The following is a 19,011-nucleotide window of genomic DNA, read 5'->3' as shown; positions in this document are numbered from 1 at the left end:
AATACAAATAGTATTTTTGTCAGATTCAATTATTCTTCGCAGACTTATTCCTTTGTTTATTTTAAGACTGAGATACTGTGACTCAATAGAGTTGAACAAAAAAATCCCTATCAGTAAATTACCAATAGAGATTTTACTGACAGATTTTTTGTCAGCAACTTTTATTTAGATTAACGAATTTCTACATTCAATTTTTCAACAAGATTTTTTGTAATTTTATTAACAGCAGCCGTAATTTCATCATCAGTCATTGTATTTTCAGTCGGTTGGAAAGTTAAGCTATAGGCCATTGATTTTTTACCAGCAGGTAAGTTTTTACCTTGATAAATATCAAATAACTCAACTTGCTTAAGTGTTTTAACACGACTTGATTTAATGACAGAAACGATTTGGGCATGTGTAACCTCAGCATCAATCAAAAGTGCAATATCACGATGAACCGCTTGAACTTTTGGAATATCATTAAAGATGGTTTGTGCTGGCAATTCTTCAAGCATCACTTTCATGTCGAGACTGGCAACATAAGTTTCTGCTACATCATATTTTTTAGCTGTCGCCGGATGAATTTGTCCCACAAAACCAGCCAGGCGACCATTGATGTTAATGACAGCAGTCCGCCCTGGATGCATTGCCGCTTGATTATTAGTTGGAACAAATTCAACTTCTTCGTAAGTTTCAAGAAGGTTTTCCACAATTCCCTTAGCATAGTAGAAATCCACAGGAACAGCTTGTCCGTTGTATGATTTATCCACAACATTTCCAGAAATAGCAAAAGCAAGATTTGGTACTTCTGTAGGACGAATATCATCTGCATTTGGTAAGAAAATATTGCCAATTTCATAAATTGCTACGTCAGCATTTTTACGATTTTGATTGTAATTAACAATGTCCAAAAGTCCTGGAATCATATTTGCACGAAGTGTTTGACGATCTTCAGTCATTGGCATCATGAGCGATGTTGTTTCAAGCTCACCCACAAATTCAGTCGCTTTTTCTGGAGTCACAAGTGAGTAACCAATGACTTCATTAAGACCTGAACTTTCAAGTCCAGTTCTTACCGTACGACGGAATTTTTGCATGTCAGTCAACTCACCAGCATTTTGTGAAAGAGGCAAAGTACTTGGCAAATTATCATATCCATAAATCCGAGCAACTTCTTCAACCAAATCGGCTTCAATACTGATATCCCAACGACGAGAAGGAATTTCACAAGTAAATTTTTCTCCCTCAACTTCGACTCCAAAACCAAGTTGAACAAAAATTTTCTTCACAGTTTCAAGTGATAAATCTGTTCCTAAAGCCCCATTAACACGACTTAAAGTAATTGAAACTTTTGGTAACAGAGGTTGATAATCATTTGATTCAACAAGGCCTGAAAGAACTTTCCCGCCAGCCAATTCAACAATCATTGCTGCTGCAAAATCAAGAGCCTCACGAACTGTTCCTTCATTAATTCCTTTTTCAAAACGACTTGATGCTTCTGATCGCAAAGCAAATTTTTGCGAAGTTTTACGAATTGAAGTTCCGTCAAACAAAGCTGCTTCAAGGGCAACATTTGTTGTTTCATCAGTAATCTCACTGTCAGCACCACCCATGACACCACCAAGCGCTACAGGAAGTCCATTTGCTGTGACTACAATATCAGAGTCATCTAATTCACGTTCAACATGGTCTAAAGTGGTTATTTTTTCACCAGACTTAGCCTGACGAACCAAGATTTCATCAGAACCAAATTTGGCAAAGTCAAAACTATGCAAAGGTTGACCAAACGCCATCAATACATAATTGGTCACATCAACCACATTATTAATTGGTTTTACACCCGCATTCATCAATCGGTTTTGCAACCATTGAGGTGATTTCGCAATTTTAACCCCTTCAATCAAACGGATTTTATATGTTGGAACTTTATCTGTTTCAACCTTAACTGCAATTTTACTTGCTGCTGATTCTGAAGCTTCTACTAAAGATTTTTCCTCAAGTTTAACCGGTAAATCATAGATTGCTCCAACTTCCCATGCTGCCCCGTTCATTGACAAAGCATCCGCACGGTTTGGAGTGATTGATAACTCAATGATTTCATCGTCCATATCAAGATAAGGGAAAATACTATCACCAACTTTAGCATCTGCTGGCATTTCAAAAATACCATCTTCATGCTTCATTGGATTAATTTTTTCATCAATTCCGATTTCATCAAGTGCACAAAGCATCCCGAGAGATTCAACTCCACGAATTTTACCTTTTTTGATTTTATAATTATCCGCAATTCGAGCACCGACAAGTGCTACAATCACCTTCATTCCCACACGAACATTTGGCGCTCCACAAACAATTTGTAATGCTTCATCAGCCCCAACATTAACTTGTGTAATCTGCAAATGCGTTTCAGGAATATCTTCACTAGAAAGAATTTCTCCGACAACAAGTTTTGACAAACCTTCTTGTGGACTTGTCACTCCTTCAACCTCAATCCCAGACGTTGACATCTTTTGTTCTAATTCAGCTGGCGTAGCCGCAAGATTTGGCACCAACTCTTTTAACCATTTATAACTTACTAACATATTATTTTTTCCTTTTTCTTTAATCTAACTCAAACAACTCGTTAGACTAATTTGATAATTTCTTTATTTTGAAGTTTTTAATTCATCTATATCCAAATATTCCCCATAGATAATTGCTTCCCAAAACAAATTGATTCCACGAGGCTGACGAAAATTCATTTTTTTTCGTTCTTCTAGCTTTGGCTCACATTCAATCTTAAAATAATCATACAAAGTTGCTCCATAATAAACAACATCAGTTTGGTAAACAGAAAAAACAGGATTATCTTTTAAATCAACATTTCCAGTTGTATAGCGATGACCAAAAATTGGAACTAATTTTGGAATATCCTGCAACTTACGCCTCGCCATTTCCAAACGTTTTTCCATATCTTTTGGAAACTTCCCCCACTCCTTCAACCAGAAACCATTTTGTTCAACATCAAATAATAGTCCTTCAAATTGCCAATCAATCCTCTTTTTAATTTGCTTAATATTCTCTTCTGAAAAATCAAACCAATTATACCAACCACTTTTTTTAGTCGTTTGTATCGGGCAAAACTCCATAAGCATTATTTTCAAATTTTTTGGAAAGCGAATACCATAGATTTCTTCGCATTTATTAATTTCTTTGACTGTTAAACCTTTATGTAAAGGAATCTCATGATTTTTCAATAATTTTTTTATAGGCTTAATTTCAAATCTTTGGTTATCTGAATATTTTTCAATCATGTTATTTTCTAAATTGTTCCAAGAATCTCACATCACCTTGATAGAAGCCACGAATATCGTTGATTCCATAGCGTAGCATAGCAATACGTTCTTGACCAAGCCCGAAAGCAAAACCAGAATAAACAGAAGAATCTAAACCAGACATTTCAAGCACATTTGGATGCACCATTCCTGCACCAAGGATTTCAATCCAACCGGTATGTTTGCAGACATTACATCCTTTACCCCCGCATTTGAAACAAGAGATATCAACCTCAACAGAAGGTTCAGTAAATGGGAAATAACTTGGACGCCAGCGTAGTTCACGCTCTTGACCAAACATTTTTTTCATGACCAAATCAAGCGTTCCTTTAAGGTCAGCCATTGTGATATTTTTATCTACAACCAAGCCTTCAATTTGATGGAATTGATGACTGTGTGTCGCATCATCTGTATCACGACGATAAACACGACCAGGAGCAATCATACGCAAGCCGCCTTTTGAAAAATCATGAGCATCCATTGTCCGAGCTTGCATCGGTGAAGTATGTGTACGAAGCAAAACTTCATTAGTAATATAGAAAGTATCTTGCATATCACGAGCTGGGTGATCTTTAGGAAGATTCATTCGTTCAAAGTTATAATGATCGGTTTCGACTTCATAACCATCAACAATTTCATAACCCATTCCAAGGAAAATTTCTTCAATTTCTTCTTGAGTTTGAGTTAAAATATGACGACTTCCTTTTTTCTGATCTTTTCCAGGTAAAGTCACATCCAAACTTTCAGACTCCAAAGCTGCGTTCATCACTGCTTGTTCAATTTCAAGTTTTTTCGCTTCAAATTTCGCTCCAAATTCATCACGAAAAGCATTAGCAAGTGCACCAATAACTGGTCGTTCTTCATTTGTTAAATCTTTCATCCCTTTTAGGATTTCAGTCAACTCTCCTTTTTTACCAAGCATTACTGTTCTAAGATTGTTGAGCGTTTTTTCGTCTGCAACAGAGAGTAAGTCAGACAAAGTCCGCTTGCGAAGGTCTTCAATTTTTTCTTGTAAGTTCATTTTTATCCTTTCAACTTATAAAAAATATATATTTAAAATTAGACAAGATCCATATAAAATATGGAGCTTTAGGGAGATTTGAGCAATTTCTATTTAATAAAGAAAAAAATACCACAACTTTCATCTCCAAAGGAGCGAAAACCGCGGTACCATCCTATTTTATCACTTAATTTTTTTATTTAATTACCATAAAACTTTTTTAAGATTATCCTTCTAAAGAATTCCTCTCAAAAATAGCTTTTATTCGTAAGGTGAACTTCAATTATCACTCCATATTATGGCTTTCAGTCGGTGACCATAACTCCCTTAAATTTCGTAAATAATTTACTCTTCTTACTTATAAGCTTAATTTTATCACTTTCATTCAATTTGTCAACTTTAAAAATGTATTTTTTATGCTTGACAAATTTCTGCTTCTTTTTTATAATAAATATATATTTAAAACATGTTTTTAAAACATGTTTATAGAAAAGAGAATAATAAATGAAAAAATTTACTAACTTAGATGATTTTATCGGAACACATTTTATCTATACTTATGACAATGGATGGGAATATGAACTTTATGTCAAAAATGAGAACACTATTGATTATCGGATTCACGGTGGCATGGTTGCAGGTCGTTGGGTTAAAAATCAAGAAGTTTCATTAGTGATGTTAACAGAAGGAATTTATAAAATTGCTTGGACAGAGCCTACCGGAACCGACGTTGCTTTAGATTTCTTGCCAAATGAAGAAAAAATGCATGGAATGATTTTCTTTCCAAAATGGGTGGAAGAGCATCCAGAAATTACTGTTTGTTTCCAAAATGATTTTATCGAATTGATGCACCAATCACGTGAAAAATTCGAAACATATCCTAAATATTTGGTACCAGAATTTGCTAAAATAACATATATTGGCGTAGCAGGAAAAAATAATGATGATGTGGTTGCTCAAGCACCCTACCAAACAATGACTACTGATATTCGCAACGGAAAATATTATGATTCAGATTACAAGAGAATTAATAAATAGTTTTATCTTTCAGAGACATATTACGAAAGACAGCGAAAATTTCATTATTTTTTTTAAAAAATAATCATTCAATAGAATACTCTAGCTTTTCTTAAAATAAACTTATTGCTTTAGTTTCCTTTAAATTTCGTTATATATAATGGATTAGAACGTTTTTTAAAAATGAAGTTTAAATTCTACGTCAAAAATTTACAATTTACCATTTTTTGTGTATCATGGAAATAAAGGAGAAAAAATATGAGCCATAGAGATAAATTATCTTATATTATATTGGGACTTTTAAAGACAGAACCCTTAAGTGGTTACGACCTTAAAAAAAAGTTTGAAAGTGAAGTGGGTGAATTTTGGCAAGCCAACACAGGGCAAATTTATCCTTCACTAAGAGTATTATTAAATGACCAAGCTGTTACTTTCGACGTCCATATCGTAGGTGAAAAATTAGAGAAAAAAACTTATCAAATTACTCCAAAAGGAATCCAGCTTTTTAACGAGTGGTTAAAACACCCTGTTGACCGTTACCCTATTCAAAAAGATGAGTTTATGCTTCGACTTTATTTCCTTGATGATAAAAATGAAGAAAATCTCAAAAAATTAATTGAAGAAGAAAGTATTGTTCATCAGAAAAAATTAGAGTATCTCATTAAACGTCAAAACGATCTTTTCGGTGGTGATGAAGAAAATAAAAAAAGTGGTCATTATCTCGTTTTAGATTTTGCTATAAAAAGAGAAACCTTCAAAAAAGAATGGTTAGACTCATTGCTTAAAGATTTGAAATAAAAAAAACACTAATATTTTCAAAATATTAGTGTTTTTTATTTCTCGTAAATAAATCTTTTTACGAACCTTTTTATTTTAAGTTAAGGAAAAAAATTGTTAGAATGAAGTTAGCGCTTACAGAACAAGATTCCGGAATCTTTAAAATCACTACTATTTAGGAGATATTTATGATTTCAGTGAAAAAACGAAAAAACATTAAAGTTTTTTTGATAACAGCGTCTATAGGAATTGTTGCGTTAGGAGGGCAGCGAGTCTTAGCAGATGCAGCGAGTGAAATGGTCAATCCAAAAGATAAAGTACTTGTAGGTTATTGGCACAATTGGAAATCCACAGGAAAAGATGGTTATAAAGGAGGTAGTTCTGCTGACTTCAATCTTTCAAATACACAAGAAGGATATAATGTAATTAATGTTTCCTTTATGAAGACACCTGAAGGACAAACACTTCCCACATTTAAGCCTTACAACAAAACTGATGCTGAATTCAGAGCCGAAGTTTCAAAATTAAATGCTGAAGGTAAGAGCGTCTTAATCGCTTTAGGAGGAGCTGACGCTCATATTGAATTAAAGAAAAGTCAAGAAACTGATTTTGTTAATGAAATCATTCGTCTTGTAGATACTTACGGCTTTGATGGATTAGATATTGATTTAGAACAGGCTGCAATTGAAGCAGCAGATAATCAAACTGTTATCCCCTCTGCTTTAAAAACAGTTAAAGACCATTATCGAAAAGATGGTAAAAACTTTATGATTACGATGGCTCCCGAATTTCCTTACTTAACAAGTTCAGGAAAATATGCTCCGTATATCAACAATTTAGATTCATACTATGATTTCATCAATCCTCAATACTATAATCAAGGAGGGGATGGTTTTTGGGATAGTGATTTAAATATGTGGATTTCTCAATCAAATGACGAAAAAAAGGAAGACTTTCTGTATGGTTTAACTAAACGTCTTGTCACAGGGACGGATGGGTTTATTAAAATTCCAGCTAGTAAATTCGTCATTGGCCTCCCATCTAATAATGACGCTGCCGCAACAGGTTATGTGAAAGACCCTAATGCCGTTAAAAATGCTTTGAATCGTTTGAAAGCTTCTGGTAATGAAATAAAAGGTTTGATGACTTGGTCAGTAAATTGGGACGCTGGAAGCAATTCAACTGGTGAAAAATATAATAATACTTTTGTAAATACTTACGCCCCCATGCTCTTTAACAATCAACCGATTGAAGATACTGAAAAGCCAACCTTACCCACAATTTCCATTAATAATGTGACTGCTTCAACTGCCACGATTCAAGGAAAATCTACAGATAATGTTCGCATTGATTACTATGAAATTAAGATTGGTACCCAATTTTTTAAAAGCACTTCTGGCTTACAAAACGTGACTGGACTATCCCCAAAAACTGAATACAATGTCGAAGTTGTAGCAGTTGACCCTTCAGGTAATCGTTCTGATACTGCAAAGGCCACATTTATAACTCATGATACATCAGAGAAAAATAATACTTGGCAAAAAGATAAAATTTATGTTCAAGGGGATCGTGTTACTTTTAATGGAGTAGATTATGAAGCAAAATGGTGGAATACTGGTCAACAGCCTGATCAATCAGGAGATTTTGGTCCATGGAAAAAACTCTAAAATAGAAAAGGATAAAATTTATGAAAAAACTACTTACTGGTTTATTAGTTACTGCTGGTCTACTCAGCGTCTCACTTTTCATTAAAACAGATTCTGTTTCTGCTCACGGATATGTTCAATCTCCACCAGCCAGAGGATACCAAGGACAGTTAGATTATCAAAATTTAGGGTGGACTGATGCTTTTAATATCTATGGAAATGTTATTAGTAATCCACAATCTTTAGAAGCACCAAAAGGCTTCCCAGAGTCTGGCCCCGCTGATGGTCGAATTGCTTCTGCAAATGGAGGTTTGGGGCAAATAGGCGACTTTGTTCTAGACAACCAAACTAGTTCACGCTGGAAAAAAACATCTATTAGTACCGGTTCTAACATTTTCACTTGGAAATATACTGCCCCTCATAAAACAACGAAGTGGCACTACTATATGACCAAGACAGGTTGGGATCAAAATGCACCCTTAAAACGTTCAGAATTGGAACTTATAGGGACAATCAACCACGATGGTTCTCCTGCAACAAACAATCTCTCACATACAATCAATGTTCCAAATGATCGTTCAGGTTACCACATCGTTTTGGCCGTCTGGGATGTTGCTGACACTTCTAATGCCTTTTACAATGTAATTGATGTCAATGTCAATAATAAAAATTCTAGTCCACAAGTCTTTGGGCCCTTCATGTAAACAAAAAAAGTCAGAGCATACTCTGACTTTTTTATTTTAACTTTATACGCCCCAAACTGATTCTAAAACGTTAGTTTGTTCACGACCTGGTCCTACTGAGAAAGTTGAGATACGTACACCAACTAATTCGCCAACACGACGAACATAGTTACGAGCAGCTTCTGGTAATTCTTCCAAAGTACGGCATGAAGTAATGTCTTCTGACCAACCTGGTAATTCTTCATAAATTGGCTTACAATCTGCCAATTCCTTAAGTGAGGCTGGATAGTGGGTAATTTGTTCACCATTGCTACGTTCGTAAGCCACACAGATTTTTACTGTTTCAAGACCTGAAAGAACGTCGATTGAGTTCAAACTAAGATTTGTTAAACCTGAAACACGTTTTGCGTGACGCATTACGACTGAATCAAACCAACCCACACGACGTGGTCGTCCAGTTGTTGTTCCATATTCATGTCCAACTTCACGAATTTGATGTCCCACTTCATCAAAAAGTTCTGTTGGGAATGGACCATCACCTACACGTGAAGTATAGGCTTTACATACACCAACAACTTTTGAAATTTTTGATGGACCAACACCAGAACCGATTGTTACCCCACCTGCTACTGGATTTGATGAAGTGACAAATGGATATGTTCCTTGGTCAATATCAAGCATGACCCCTTGTGCCCCTTCAAAAAGCACACGTTTCCCTGCATCAAGGGCATCGTTCAAGATAACCGAAGTATCTGTCACGTATTTTTTAAGTTGTTGACCATACTCATAGTATTCTTCAAAAATTTCTTCAAATTCAAGAGGTTCTGAATCATACATTTTTACAAATTCACGGTTTTTAACTTCGAGGTTTGTACGTAAACGTTCCTCGAAGATTTCTTTGTCAAGTAAGTCTGCAATACGAATTCCGACACGAGCCGCTTTATCCATATAGGCTGGACCAATCCCTTTAATGGTTGTCCCAATCTTTTTATCACCTTTAGCTTCTTCTTGAAGGAAGTCTAATTTTTTATGATATGGCAAGATAACGTGTGCACGGTCTGAAATACGTAAACTCTCTGCAGAAACTCCATTTTCAGCAAGATAAGCGATTTCTTCAATCAGAGATTTTGGGTTAACAACGACACCATTTCCGATAACGGAAATTTTTTCAGGAAAGAAAATCCCTGATGGAATGAGGTGAAGTTTGAACTTTTTGCCGTCGATGACGATGGTATGACCTGCATTGTCTCCCCCTTGATAACGGGCAATAACTTCTGCGTTTGAGCTTAGGAAATCTGTAATTTTACCTTTTCCTTCGTCTCCCCATTGCGTTCCGACAACTACTACTGATGGCATAATATTCTCCTTAAGATGTGAGCCCCACTGCTTAGCTTCCTAGAAAATTAGGAAAGATGGTGGTTCTGCCTGAGGCAGATTCCCATTTTTATCTATTTTCGTAGAAGTTAGGAGGGCGAACTCAATTTCATTTTAAAATATTTTGCACGCTCCAAGTTCGCTTGGCTGGCATTTCTAAAAATTTTCTTCGACTTTTTGACTTATTTTATCAGAATAAAAGTTGAATGTTTTTCTGAAAGCTCCTATCGCACTATTTTTTATTTTATCAAAAAACACCAAGATTTGCATTGGAAATCCTGATGATTTTGATTAAAATGAATTTATCGTTCGGAAATAATGAACTTTTTATTTAATCAATAGATTTCTTACAAAAGGCTGATGATTTTAGAGAGCGTTCCACTTTCTATCAAAACCATGATTCCAAGTACGATATAAACAAAAGCCAAAATCCAACGACTATATCTTTCTAAAATTTCATGGAGATGTGGGATTTTAGAAATTGTTTTTCCGAGTAGTCCTAGTATTAAAATATTTAGAATAAAAATGAAGATTGACAATATCAAATTACTTGGCGAAAGTGTCATGAAAAATGGAGTAAATAAAGCAATATTATCAGCACCGCAACTTGCAAAAGAAATAATAATAGCAGTTCCTAGTAAACTTTTATTTTTTCTCTTTTGTAGTAACTCATCTAATTCTTCATCGTCGTCATCATCTCCCCAAAACAAGTACTTAATCCCCAGTCCCAAGGGAATTAACCCAAGCAAGCCCAAAATCCACTCTTCTGGAACGAGCTTTAAAATGACAGCAAAGAACAAACTAACTACTACAAGGGCCGTTGAACCAATAATTTGACCAAGAGTAATCGATAAATGACTTTTCTTATCAAATCGCACATACAAAATAGCTAATAGTATCAGTAAGTCTAAAGCCGTTGCCCAATAGATAATCGTAGAATTGATGATAATTGAAAACATAGTAACCTCTTCTAACCTCTTAAAGCTAATGAGGAGCAAGCTTTTATTCATTTTACTAAATAAATGTCTAATATAAAAATATTTAAGTTTGCTATTAAAAACTTCTTATTAAATTTAATTAGATTCTATTGCGGTCGATAGATAGGGCATGTTATAATAATGATATGGATAAAATTATCAAATCAATCTCAAAAAATGGGCATTTCAGAGCTTTTGCTTTAGATTCAACCCTAACTGTGCGAGAAGCACAAGAACGGCATCAAACTTGGCCTACTTCTACTGTTGCTTTAGGACGTACCCTAATTGCTGCCCAAATCCTGGGGGCTAATGAAAAAGGAGATACTAAAATCACCGTAAAGGTATTAGGTGATGGCGCAATGGGCCCAATTATTGCTGTTGCTGACAGTAAAGGTCATGTCAAAGGCTATGTGAAAAATCGGGAACTTGACTATAAAAAAGCCTCTACTGGCGAAGTTTTAGTTGCTCCTTTCGTTGGCAATGGCTTTTTAGTTGTTGTCAAAGATATGGGCCTCAAACAGCCTTATAGTGGTCAAGTAGATTTAATTACTGGTGAAATTGGCGAAGACTTAGCTTGGTACTTCTTAAGTTCTGAACAAACTCCTTCTTCTGTTGGGGTCAATGTCTTGCTTAATGAAGACTCTGATACTGTTAAAATCGCTGGCGGATTTATGCTACAAGCCCTTCCTGATGCCACCGATGAAGAAATCACTGAAATCGAACACAATATCAAAAGTATGCCTTCCATTGCAACAATGTTGACCAGTGACGAACCATTAAAAACCATGTTGGATAATATTTATGGTGATATGGAATACAAAAATCTTGGCGAATTTCCTTTGGCATTCAAATGTGACTGCAGTAAGGAACGTTTTCTTGAGGGCATCAAATCTTTGGGAAGAGAACCGATTGAAGAAATGATTGCTGAAGATCATGGAGCTGAAATTATTTGTCAATTCTGTGAAAATAAATATGAGTATTCCGAAGAAGAATTAAAAGCACTAATTAACTAATATAATAATTTATTTTACTGACAAGACTTCTGTCAGTAAATAGGATTGAGAAAAATGACTGTAAAACTTTTTATTGCTTCTACATTAGACGGCTATATTGCCACCAAAGAAGAAAGTCTTCAATGGCTTTTTGATGTTGAGGGTGAGGGAGATAACGGCTATGGTGCTTTTTATAGTGGGATTGATACAATCATTATGGGGAAAAAGACTTATGATTGGTTAGAAAAAGAGCAAGCCGGTCAGTGGCCTTATGCTGACAAAACTTCTTATATTTTAACTCATCAAGAAATCTCCGTTACTGACAACATCATTTTTATTGACAAAGAAAAACTGACAGAGCTGTCAGTAACTTTTGCGGATAATGACAAAAACATCTGGGTTGTTGGCGGCGGGGAGGTCATCAAACTTTTTCTTGAAAATCATTGGGTCGATGAATTACAAGTTACCATTGCCCCAGTTTTACTAGGAGATGGAATCCCACTTTTTCCGTCAGGAAATTATGAAGAGAAACTTCAACTGATTGATACTAGAACTTACGGGCAATTTGTTGAATTACATTATTTAGTAAAAAAATAAATACTGACGATTTGTCAGTATTTTTTTGTTGATAAAAGTTACTGACAAAAATAAAGAAGTTAATTTTTCTGCATTTGTAGCCATAAAATAGGACATGATTCACTAAAATTAATCACTTTGTATTAAAATAAAAACACTATGGTAACGCTTACGACGAAGGAGTATAATAAAACTAAAATAACTAAATAGGGAGGTTTCTTATGCTCGTTGCTTACCAAAATTTTTGGCGCCAGTCCTTTGATTTCAAAAATCGTTCGAGTCGGTCAGCCTATTGGTGGGTCTTTTTGATTAATCTCATCATTTATCTTGTTCTTATGACGACATTTTTATTTTCGTCAGGATTTTCAGCAGCTTTGACGGCCGATGTTGACCATTTTTCAGCAGTCACTTGGCTTGCGCTTATTTTGCTCTTCGTCTGGGGACTTGCCTCGATTGTTCCAATGTCGGCGCTCGCTATGCGTCGAATTCGTGATACAGGTTTGAGTCCATTTTTCTGGTTGGTTTTCCCAGCAAGCCTCATTCTCGGCGAATTCACACAAATTTGGGCAATGATTATTTCAGGTGTACTAGCCATTGTCTATCTAATATTCACGCTTTTGCCAAGTAAGCCAGATAAAATCAAACCAGACTCGCAGATTAGAGGCTCGCTTATTGTAACGATTGGTCTGCTTGTATTGATTATCTTTAGTGTTGGACATTTGCCAGCAAAGGCGGAACAGATTGTTTATGGCAATCCAACCCAACCTGTGGTAAATGGGGAAATGAATCAAAGTTTTGTTCAACGTTTCAATGGGGCTGTTATATTAAAAAATGATAAGTTTATAATAGACCAAAGTAAAGTACCTAAAAATGCAACTACAGCCGAATTAAAAGAGTTTAATATCCTAACTAAAAATTCGACTTCGATAATTCAAGCTAGCATCAAAGAGGCCGAAACTGAAGGTGACAATGTCAATATTAATACAAAAGCAGTTGTCATTACGGAAGAATTTTCAGATACTGAACCTGACGCTCAAAATCTCAATATGGCTAGTATCAAACAGCAAGCATTCTATGCTGGCCATGTTGTCGTTCAAACATTGGCTGCAAAAAAAGTATCTAAAGATAAGGTGGATTATAGATATGAATGGTGGGGAACTGTTGGCACATCTTACTCTATATCTGGTTCAAGAAAAATAGGTAATGGACTTATAAGTTCAGCAAAACTAGCTAGAAATGCAGCTTTAGGTGCTGGAGTAGGGAGCTTTGCTGCTACTTTTGCAGGACCTTGGGGAGTTCCAGCAAAAATTATTCTTGCTGGTGGCGCTGTAATTCTAAAATCAGCGGCAACTCAACGGGAAAATGCTCTGGGGGTACTTAATAAGTTCGTTCTTAATGGTACGGCCAAGAATGGTTTGAAAGTTCAAATTGATAATTCAATGCTTCCAAATGGATATAAAGTAACAAGGAGACAGCCATGAAGAAAAAATCTATTTTATATTTCATGTTAATCCTAACTTCCATCTATATTTGGCTTGACTTCTTCCTCAAACTTCCTAGTATCTTCGGGTCACTTGACTGGGTCATTATAGGTGCTTGTTTAGTCCTGGCTTTTATTCCCCAGAAATCTAAAGAAAATATCACAAAAATAGATACTATCCTTTTGGTTATTTTTCTACTGAATCTTGTTATTAATTCTATATTTACATCCCTAAAATAATATAAATGAATTCTATGCAAAGGAGATAATATGATGAAAAAAATACATTTATCACCTTATTTTTGGGTAGCAATTGTTGTAGCTTTTAATACATGGGTGTTCAATCCCATAAACAATAAATTTACTCAACTTTCTTGGCTTTGGACAAGCTTATACTTCGGAATTCTACTCGTAGTATGTGTAGTTATCGTTTTGATAGAAAGAAACAAAATTAAAAAGTGAGGTTATTCTATGACAAAAATATACTTTTTTGGAATAATCTCTATTCTACTTGATAACTTGCTATTTAATCTATTGGTTCTCAATAGCGGAGCTTAAGGAGATAATCATGAAGAAAAAAATCATCATTGGGTCTATCGTCCTCCTTCCATTTTTACTTGTCGCCCTCTGGTTTATTTATGGAAATGCCCCTTGGCAAAAATCGACTGATTTGAGTCATGTGACTTTAGCAAATCTTAAAATCAATGCGCCAGAAGATACAATCAAACAAGAACATAAAGAACTCGTCCCCAACACAGAATACGGTATTATCGGACTCAATCTCATTCCCACACATGGCGCTTTTAAGACCTGGTGGTACAAAGGAAATTTAGATAATCAATCTTTCAATGCCATCAGCTACCAAAAGAAAGTTGCTGCTATTTCCGTAACGAATGGATACCTCGTTCAATATCTAACCCTAAATGGCGAAAATTTTAATGGAAAAAGCATTTCTGAGTTGAGCGCGGTCTTTGGTAAGCATTATATTATTCGTGGGGCAGAGCAATCTACAACTTATCTCCAATATATTGACAGAGTTCATCATTTGAACCTTACTTTTCAGTTGGGCGATTCCAAAAAAGTCTATGGAATTGTACTTTATAACGATAAAGTTGTTTCATTTACTCCTTGAATAATTGATTTTTAAATTACAAAAATTGGGGCAGGTGGTCAAATGATCGAAACTTCTGTATTTTTAATTGTCAGCATTATTTTGGCGCTTTTGTGTTGGCTTGTCACGTTTATTTCTCATGAAAACCTAACCCGTTTTTTTGTCATTTATCTACGGATTATTGGCGGTTTCAATGTCCTTGGCGCCGTTTACTTGTTTGGACCATTTGCTAATGATGAAAATGTTTGGAATAATTCTTTTTTAAGTTTCTGGGCAGAATTAACAGGAATTTTCGCCATGTATTCTCCAACTATCCTTTTCATAAGCGCCATCTACCTCTTAATCACTCAATGGAAAAACTATAAAAAAGTTTACTTTTTGGGCATAATTTTCATTGCTCTTGTCAGTTAGCTTTTCAATCTGCTCACTTTCAATAACTTTGACAAATCAATGTAAGTTTTAATCCAGTAGTATAAGTTCAATAAATTTACTGACAGAGTTCTCGTCAGTAAATTTTCTAAACCTTAAGACCTTGTGAAATCTCAAAAAATTGCTATAATATTCTTTATGACTATGGACAAAATTTACAACGAATCGTGGAAAATTGGCGATATCGAAATAAAAAATAAAATTGTACTGGCACCAATGGCTGGAATTACAAATAAAGCTTTTCTGACTACTGCCAAAGAATTCGGAGCTGGACTTGTTGTAACCGAGATGATTTCTGATAAAGGAATCGAACATCGCAACAAGAAAACTTTGGAAATGATGGATTTTGAAGGCGTTCCACATCCACTATCGATGCAAATTTTTGGTGGAGAAATTGATACTTTAGTTGAAGCTGCTAAATTTGTTGAAGCAAATACAGTTGCTGATATTATTGATATCAACATGGGTTGCCCAGTACCTAAAGTAACAAAAAATGAAGCAGGTTCTCGACTTTTGCTTGACCCTGATAAAGTTTACGATGTGGTTAGCGCAGTCAGTAAAGCCATTTCAAGACCATTGACAGTAAAAATCCGAATCGGTTGGGACGATGACCACCTTTTTGCCGTTGAAAATGCTAAAGCAATTGAAGCGGGTGGTGGAGCAGCAGTTTCCATGCATGCCCGAACTAAAGCTCAAGCCTACACAGGAAATGCCCAAGAAAACTGGCACTGGCTCAAAAAATTGACTGACAATGTCAATATTCCAGTCATCGGAAATGGTGATGTCAAAACTCCAGAAGATGCGAAACGTATGATTGATGAAACAGGCGTGACTGCAGTCATGATGGGACGTGCTGCTCTTGGAAATCCGTGGATTCTTCATCGTACAGAACACTACTTGCGTACAGGCGAACTTCTTGCTGAACCTACGGTTGCTGAAAAGATGGAAATTGCAAAATTACATTTGGCCCGTCTCGTCGAATTAAAAGGGGACAATCTTGCTAGTCGAGAATTCCGTCAGCATGCAGCTTACTATCTTAAAGGAGCTTCTCGTGCAGCAAAAGTAAAAGTTGCAGTCAATCAAGCTGAATCACAAGCAGAAATTATCACGATTCTTGATAATTTTGTAAGTGGAATTAAATAAATAAAAAGAAATCTGGATATTTCCAGATTTTTTTCTTATCATTCTCACAGTCCCTCATCTGAAAAATGATAATATACAGACTCTAATTTCGATGTGAAATAGCTGGTCTTTACTACTTTCTCAGTGAAAAAATTCGTCATCACCCCGTTAAATCATAATTGTTAACATCTAGTCTTTAAAAATAAATTTAACTTTTTATCAGGTCCTAATCTTTGAAAGAGACAAAAGTCGAAACGTTGTTTTGACTCGCAGCCTGTGTTATAATAGGAATAGATAAATAGTCACACAATTCCAAAAATAGAAAGGGTTTTCTATATGCGTACAACAAAAGCCACTGAAGAAATCGAAAAAGCTATTATTCACCTGAAGAAAGCCAAAAGAGAAATTAGTAACTATACTTTTGAATACAATGTTCAAAACTTAATTCAATTAGACAAGACAATTAAACAGTTGGAAAATATCAAAACTGGAATCAATGCAGATAGTTTTTCTGTTGAAGGAGTAAAATCTACAGGTGAAATCGAAGGGGCACGTCTTTCAAGATAATTTCTTTCACTGATAAAAATAAAAAATAGCTCTTTTGAGCTATTTTTTTCCTTTTTTAGCCACTTTATAGCGACTGCGTGGATAAGTGAAGTCACCAATGACTTCATGAACATTTATAATGGATGTGAAAGCATTCGGGTCAAGAATAGACAAAATTTGTTTGACTTCTTGAATTTCCCCCGGATTTAAAACCACATAGAGAATTTCTTTTGAATTTCCAGAATAGGCTCCTTCACCATGTAAGTAAGTCGCGCTACGACCAATCTCTTCAATAATTGCTTTGGCAATTTCGGCATGATTGTTCGTGATAATTAACATTCCTCTAACAGTATAACCACCCGATTGAACCACATTAATTACTTGAGCTGCTACAAAACTTGCAATCAAAGTGTACATCATGTGACGTAAATCAATATAACTTAATGATAACAGCATCACACAAGCATCAAATATGAAGAAAGTTCGTCCAACAGCAACCCCAGCTTTTATTTGTAAAAGCTTGGCAATGATGTCGGCTCCACCAGTCGTTCCTCCAAATCGAAAAACTAAACCAATCCCTGTTCCGGCAAAAACACCGGCTAATAAAGCAGCAATTAAATAATCATGACCGACATTGATTGTTACTGGAATCCGTTGGAAAATCCACATCCAAATTGAGAGACTCACGATACCCCAAATCGTATAGACAAAAGTTCGTCGTCCAAGAAAGCGATAGCCAAGAATTAAAAGTGGAATATTTAAGATAAGCTGAGTATATGACGGGTCAATATGCAACAAAGCATAACCAATCAATGAAAGCCCAGCGACTCCACCTTCAGCCAAGTGATTTCCCATGTTGAACTCAACAAAACCAAAGGCATAGATTGCTGTCCCAATTGTAACAGCAAGAAGTTGCAAAAAATGCACCTTAGATAATTTTTTCATAATATCCCTCAAAAATTTCGATGAAATATCCTTGCCAAAGGCAAGGACGTTTAAATCTATTGTAGTTTAAATTTAGAATTTAGTCAACTTTTGAAAACTTCTCCCTTTTTAACTTAAGAATACTCAAAAAAATAGCTCATTGAGCTATTTATTTTTTCAAATCTTTAAATCTACCACGTTTTGGTGCGAAATCTCCCACAACTTCGTGGACATTAATAACTGAGGCAAAGGCATTCGGGTCAATAATAGATAGAATTTGCTTTACTTCTTGTATCTCACTCGGATTGAGTACAACGTAAAGGACTTCTTTTTCAGTTCCTGAATAGGCACCCTCACCATGCAAATAAGTTGCACTTCGACCAATTTCTTCGATAATTGTTTTAGCAACTTCTACATGATGGTTCGTGATAATAAGCATTCCACGAACAGTATAACCACCATTTTGAATCAAATTAATCATTTGCATTGATATAAAGCTGGCAATCAAAGTATACATCATATGTTTAAGGTCAACATAACTCAAAGAAAGAGCCAAGATACAAGAGTCAAAGATAAAAAGCATTCGACCAACTGGAATTCCTTTTTTTATTTGAAAGAGTTTAGCAAGGATATCTGTTCCTCCCGTTGTTCCTCCAAATCGAAAAACTAATCCAATTCCTGAACCTGAAAATACTCCGGCTAATAAAGCAGCAATAAGGGTATCATTTCCAATATTGATTGTGAAACTAATTCTTTGAATAATCCAAATCCAAACAGCCAGACTCACAATCCCCCAAATGGTGTAAATAAATGTTCTTCTTCCTAAAAAACGATATCCTAAAATTAAAAGGGGAATATTTATTAAAAGTTGAACATAAGAGGGGTCAATATGCCATAGCGCATAGGAGATTAAGGAAAGCCCTGCGACTCCTCCCTGAGCCAAGTGGTTTGCCATGTTAAAGGCAACAAAGCCAAAAGCATAGATTCCTGTACCAATTGCAATGGCAAGTAAGTACAGAAAATGTACTTTTGCTAATTTTTTCATTTTATTTCCTCCTTTA

At 35.4% G+C, this 19,011-nt stretch carries 18 protein-coding genes; 11 read left to right on the top strand and 7 right to left on the bottom strand.

Translation table 11 applies throughout. From position 1 onward, the window contains the following. Window positions 1–170: 170 nt before the first annotated feature. From pheT to pheS, 3 genes are all read right to left on the bottom strand, one after another. Window positions 171–2,564 carry a phenylalanine--tRNA ligase subunit beta gene (gene pheT / locus RSC39_RS08710; RefSeq protein ID WP_332536539.1) on the bottom strand — a complete coding sequence of 798 codons (2,394 nt, stop codon included), beginning with the start codon at window positions 2,562–2,564 and terminating at the stop codon, window positions 171–173. Between the two features lie 63 nt (window positions 2,565–2,627). Beyond that, on the bottom strand, window positions 2,628–3,275 hold the full coding sequence (locus RSC39_RS08705; RefSeq protein ID WP_332536537.1) for a hypothetical protein: 648 nt from the start codon (window positions 3,273–3,275) through the stop codon (window positions 2,628–2,630). Between the two features lies 1 nt (window position 3,276). After that, a complete protein-coding gene (gene pheS / locus RSC39_RS08700; RefSeq protein ID WP_332536535.1) occupies window positions 3,277–4,317 on the bottom strand; it encodes a phenylalanine--tRNA ligase subunit alpha in 1,041 nt (346 codons plus the stop codon). A 483-nt stretch (window positions 4,318–4,800) separates the two neighbouring features. On the opposite strand from pheS, the gene RSC39_RS08695 reads away from it, so the two are divergent. From RSC39_RS08695 to RSC39_RS08680, 4 genes are all read left to right on the top strand, one after another. Beyond that, the gene (locus RSC39_RS08695; protein WP_332536533.1) at window positions 4,801–5,334 is read left to right on the top strand and encodes a phenolic acid decarboxylase; all 534 of its coding nucleotides are present in this window, start codon (window positions 4,801–4,803) and stop codon (window positions 5,332–5,334) included. Window positions 5,335–5,571: 237 nt separating this feature from the next. After that, window positions 5,572–6,111, top strand: a complete 540-nt coding sequence (locus RSC39_RS08690; protein ID WP_063281176.1) for a PadR family transcriptional regulator — start codon at window positions 5,572–5,574, stop codon at window positions 6,109–6,111. Between the two features lie 167 nt (window positions 6,112–6,278). Next, window positions 6,279–7,757: a glycosyl hydrolase family 18 protein gene (locus RSC39_RS08685; RefSeq protein WP_332536530.1), complete on the top strand. Its 1,479-nt coding sequence runs from the start codon at window positions 6,279–6,281 to the stop codon at window positions 7,755–7,757. A gap of 20 nt (window positions 7,758–7,777) precedes the next feature. After that, entirely contained in the window at window positions 7,778–8,440 is a 663-nt protein-coding gene (locus RSC39_RS08680) for a lytic polysaccharide monooxygenase (protein WP_332536528.1), read from the top strand. Between the two features lie 42 nt (window positions 8,441–8,482). Here the strand turns inward: RSC39_RS08680 and RSC39_RS08675 are convergent, their stop codons facing one another. Beyond that, window positions 8,483–9,775, bottom strand: coding sequence for an adenylosuccinate synthase (locus RSC39_RS08675; RefSeq protein ID WP_063281178.1), 1,293 nt, complete (start codon window positions 9,773–9,775; stop codon window positions 8,483–8,485). 365 nt (window positions 9,776–10,140) lie between these two features. After that, complete coding sequence (locus RSC39_RS08670; RefSeq protein WP_063281179.1) at window positions 10,141–10,752, bottom strand: cadmium resistance transporter; 612 nt, start codon at window positions 10,750–10,752, stop codon at window positions 10,141–10,143. Window positions 10,753–10,916: 164 nt separating this feature from the next. On the opposite strand from RSC39_RS08670, the gene hslO reads away from it, so the two are divergent. The 7 genes from hslO (at window position 10,917) to RSC39_RS08635 (ending at window position 17,047) form a co-directional block, all read left to right on the top strand. Continuing rightward, the gene (gene hslO, locus RSC39_RS08665) at window positions 10,917–11,783 is read left to right on the top strand and encodes an Hsp33 family molecular chaperone HslO (RefSeq protein WP_096816215.1); all 867 of its coding nucleotides are present in this window, start codon (window positions 10,917–10,919) and stop codon (window positions 11,781–11,783) included. Between the two features lie 54 nt (window positions 11,784–11,837). Then, window positions 11,838–12,359, top strand: coding sequence for a dihydrofolate reductase family protein (locus tag RSC39_RS08660; RefSeq protein WP_332536524.1), 522 nt, complete (start codon window positions 11,838–11,840; stop codon window positions 12,357–12,359). Between the two features lie 200 nt (window positions 12,360–12,559). Continuing rightward, the gene (locus RSC39_RS08655; RefSeq protein ID WP_332536522.1) at window positions 12,560–13,819 is read left to right on the top strand and encodes a DUF805 domain-containing protein; all 1,260 of its coding nucleotides are present in this window, start codon (window positions 12,560–12,562) and stop codon (window positions 13,817–13,819) included. 567 nt (window positions 13,820–14,386) lie between these two features. Further along, on the top strand, window positions 14,387–14,950 hold the full coding sequence (locus tag RSC39_RS08650) for a hypothetical protein (protein WP_332536520.1): 564 nt from the start codon (window positions 14,387–14,389) through the stop codon (window positions 14,948–14,950). 42 nt (window positions 14,951–14,992) lie between these two features. Beyond that, entirely contained in the window at window positions 14,993–15,340 is a 348-nt protein-coding gene (locus RSC39_RS08645) for a hypothetical protein (RefSeq protein ID WP_332536518.1), read from the top strand. A gap of 156 nt (window positions 15,341–15,496) precedes the next feature. Further along, complete coding sequence (gene dusB, locus RSC39_RS08640; protein ID WP_332536516.1) at window positions 15,497–16,501, top strand: tRNA dihydrouridine synthase DusB; 1,005 nt, start codon at window positions 15,497–15,499, stop codon at window positions 16,499–16,501. 315 nt (window positions 16,502–16,816) lie between these two features. Beyond that, on the top strand, window positions 16,817–17,047 hold the full coding sequence (locus RSC39_RS08635) for a hypothetical protein (RefSeq protein WP_004254795.1): 231 nt from the start codon (window positions 16,817–16,819) through the stop codon (window positions 17,045–17,047). A gap of 39 nt (window positions 17,048–17,086) precedes the next feature. Here the strand turns inward: RSC39_RS08635 and RSC39_RS08630 are convergent, their stop codons facing one another. Together RSC39_RS08630 and RSC39_RS08625 are read right to left on the bottom strand one after the other, a co-directional pair. Further along, on the bottom strand, window positions 17,087–17,971 hold the full coding sequence (locus RSC39_RS08630; protein WP_011835903.1) for a YitT family protein: 885 nt from the start codon (window positions 17,969–17,971) through the stop codon (window positions 17,087–17,089). A gap of 148 nt (window positions 17,972–18,119) precedes the next feature. Then, on the bottom strand, window positions 18,120–18,995 hold the full coding sequence (locus RSC39_RS08625; protein ID WP_011677015.1) for a YitT family protein: 876 nt from the start codon (window positions 18,993–18,995) through the stop codon (window positions 18,120–18,122). Between the last annotated feature and the right edge of the window lie 16 nt (window positions 18,996–19,011).

Source organism: Lactococcus sp. (assembly GCF_036648155.1).
GTDB classification, from domain to species: Bacteria; Bacillota; Bacilli; order Lactobacillales; family Streptococcaceae; genus Lactococcus; species Lactococcus cremoris.
This window is presented reverse-complemented; position numbering and strand designations above follow the sequence as displayed.

What these genes read in the sequence shown, in the direction of transcription:
- pheT (WP_332536539.1), bottom strand. Translation starts at nt 2,564, where the DNA reads ATGTTAGTAAGTTATAAATGGTTAAAAGAGTTGGTGCCAAATCTTGCG.
- RSC39_RS08705 (WP_332536537.1), bottom strand. Translation starts at nt 3,275, where the DNA reads ATGATTGAAAAATATTCAGATAACCAAAGATTTGAAATTAAGCCTATA.
- pheS (WP_332536535.1), bottom strand. Translation starts at nt 4,317, where the DNA reads ATGAACTTACAAGAAAAAATTGAAGACCTTCGCAAGCGGACTTTGTCT.
- RSC39_RS08695 (WP_332536533.1), top strand. Translation starts at nt 4,801, where the DNA reads ATGAAAAAATTTACTAACTTAGATGATTTTATCGGAACACATTTTATC.
- RSC39_RS08690 (WP_063281176.1), top strand. Translation starts at nt 5,572, where the DNA reads ATGAGCCATAGAGATAAATTATCTTATATTATATTGGGACTTTTAAAG.
- RSC39_RS08685 (WP_332536530.1), top strand. Translation starts at nt 6,279, where the DNA reads ATGATTTCAGTGAAAAAACGAAAAAACATTAAAGTTTTTTTGATAACA.
- RSC39_RS08680 (WP_332536528.1), top strand. Translation starts at nt 7,778, where the DNA reads ATGAAAAAACTACTTACTGGTTTATTAGTTACTGCTGGTCTACTCAGC.
- RSC39_RS08675 (WP_063281178.1), bottom strand. Translation starts at nt 9,775, where the DNA reads ATGCCATCAGTAGTAGTTGTCGGAACGCAATGGGGAGACGAAGGAAAA.
- RSC39_RS08670 (WP_063281179.1), bottom strand. Translation starts at nt 10,752, where the DNA reads ATGTTTTCAATTATCATCAATTCTACGATTATCTATTGGGCAACGGCT.
- hslO (WP_096816215.1), top strand. Translation starts at nt 10,917, where the DNA reads ATGGATAAAATTATCAAATCAATCTCAAAAAATGGGCATTTCAGAGCT.
- RSC39_RS08660 (WP_332536524.1), top strand. Translation starts at nt 11,838, where the DNA reads ATGACTGTAAAACTTTTTATTGCTTCTACATTAGACGGCTATATTGCC.
- RSC39_RS08655 (WP_332536522.1), top strand. Translation starts at nt 12,560, where the DNA reads ATGCTCGTTGCTTACCAAAATTTTTGGCGCCAGTCCTTTGATTTCAAA.
- RSC39_RS08650 (WP_332536520.1), top strand. Translation starts at nt 14,387, where the DNA reads ATGAAGAAAAAAATCATCATTGGGTCTATCGTCCTCCTTCCATTTTTA.
- RSC39_RS08645 (WP_332536518.1), top strand. Translation starts at nt 14,993, where the DNA reads ATGATCGAAACTTCTGTATTTTTAATTGTCAGCATTATTTTGGCGCTT.
- dusB (WP_332536516.1), top strand. Translation starts at nt 15,497, where the DNA reads ATGACTATGGACAAAATTTACAACGAATCGTGGAAAATTGGCGATATC.
- RSC39_RS08635 (WP_004254795.1), top strand. Translation starts at nt 16,817, where the DNA reads ATGCGTACAACAAAAGCCACTGAAGAAATCGAAAAAGCTATTATTCAC.
- RSC39_RS08630 (WP_011835903.1), bottom strand. Translation starts at nt 17,971, where the DNA reads ATGAAAAAATTATCTAAGGTGCATTTTTTGCAACTTCTTGCTGTTACA.
- RSC39_RS08625 (WP_011677015.1), bottom strand. Translation starts at nt 18,995, where the DNA reads ATGAAAAAATTAGCAAAAGTACATTTTCTGTACTTACTTGCCATTGCA.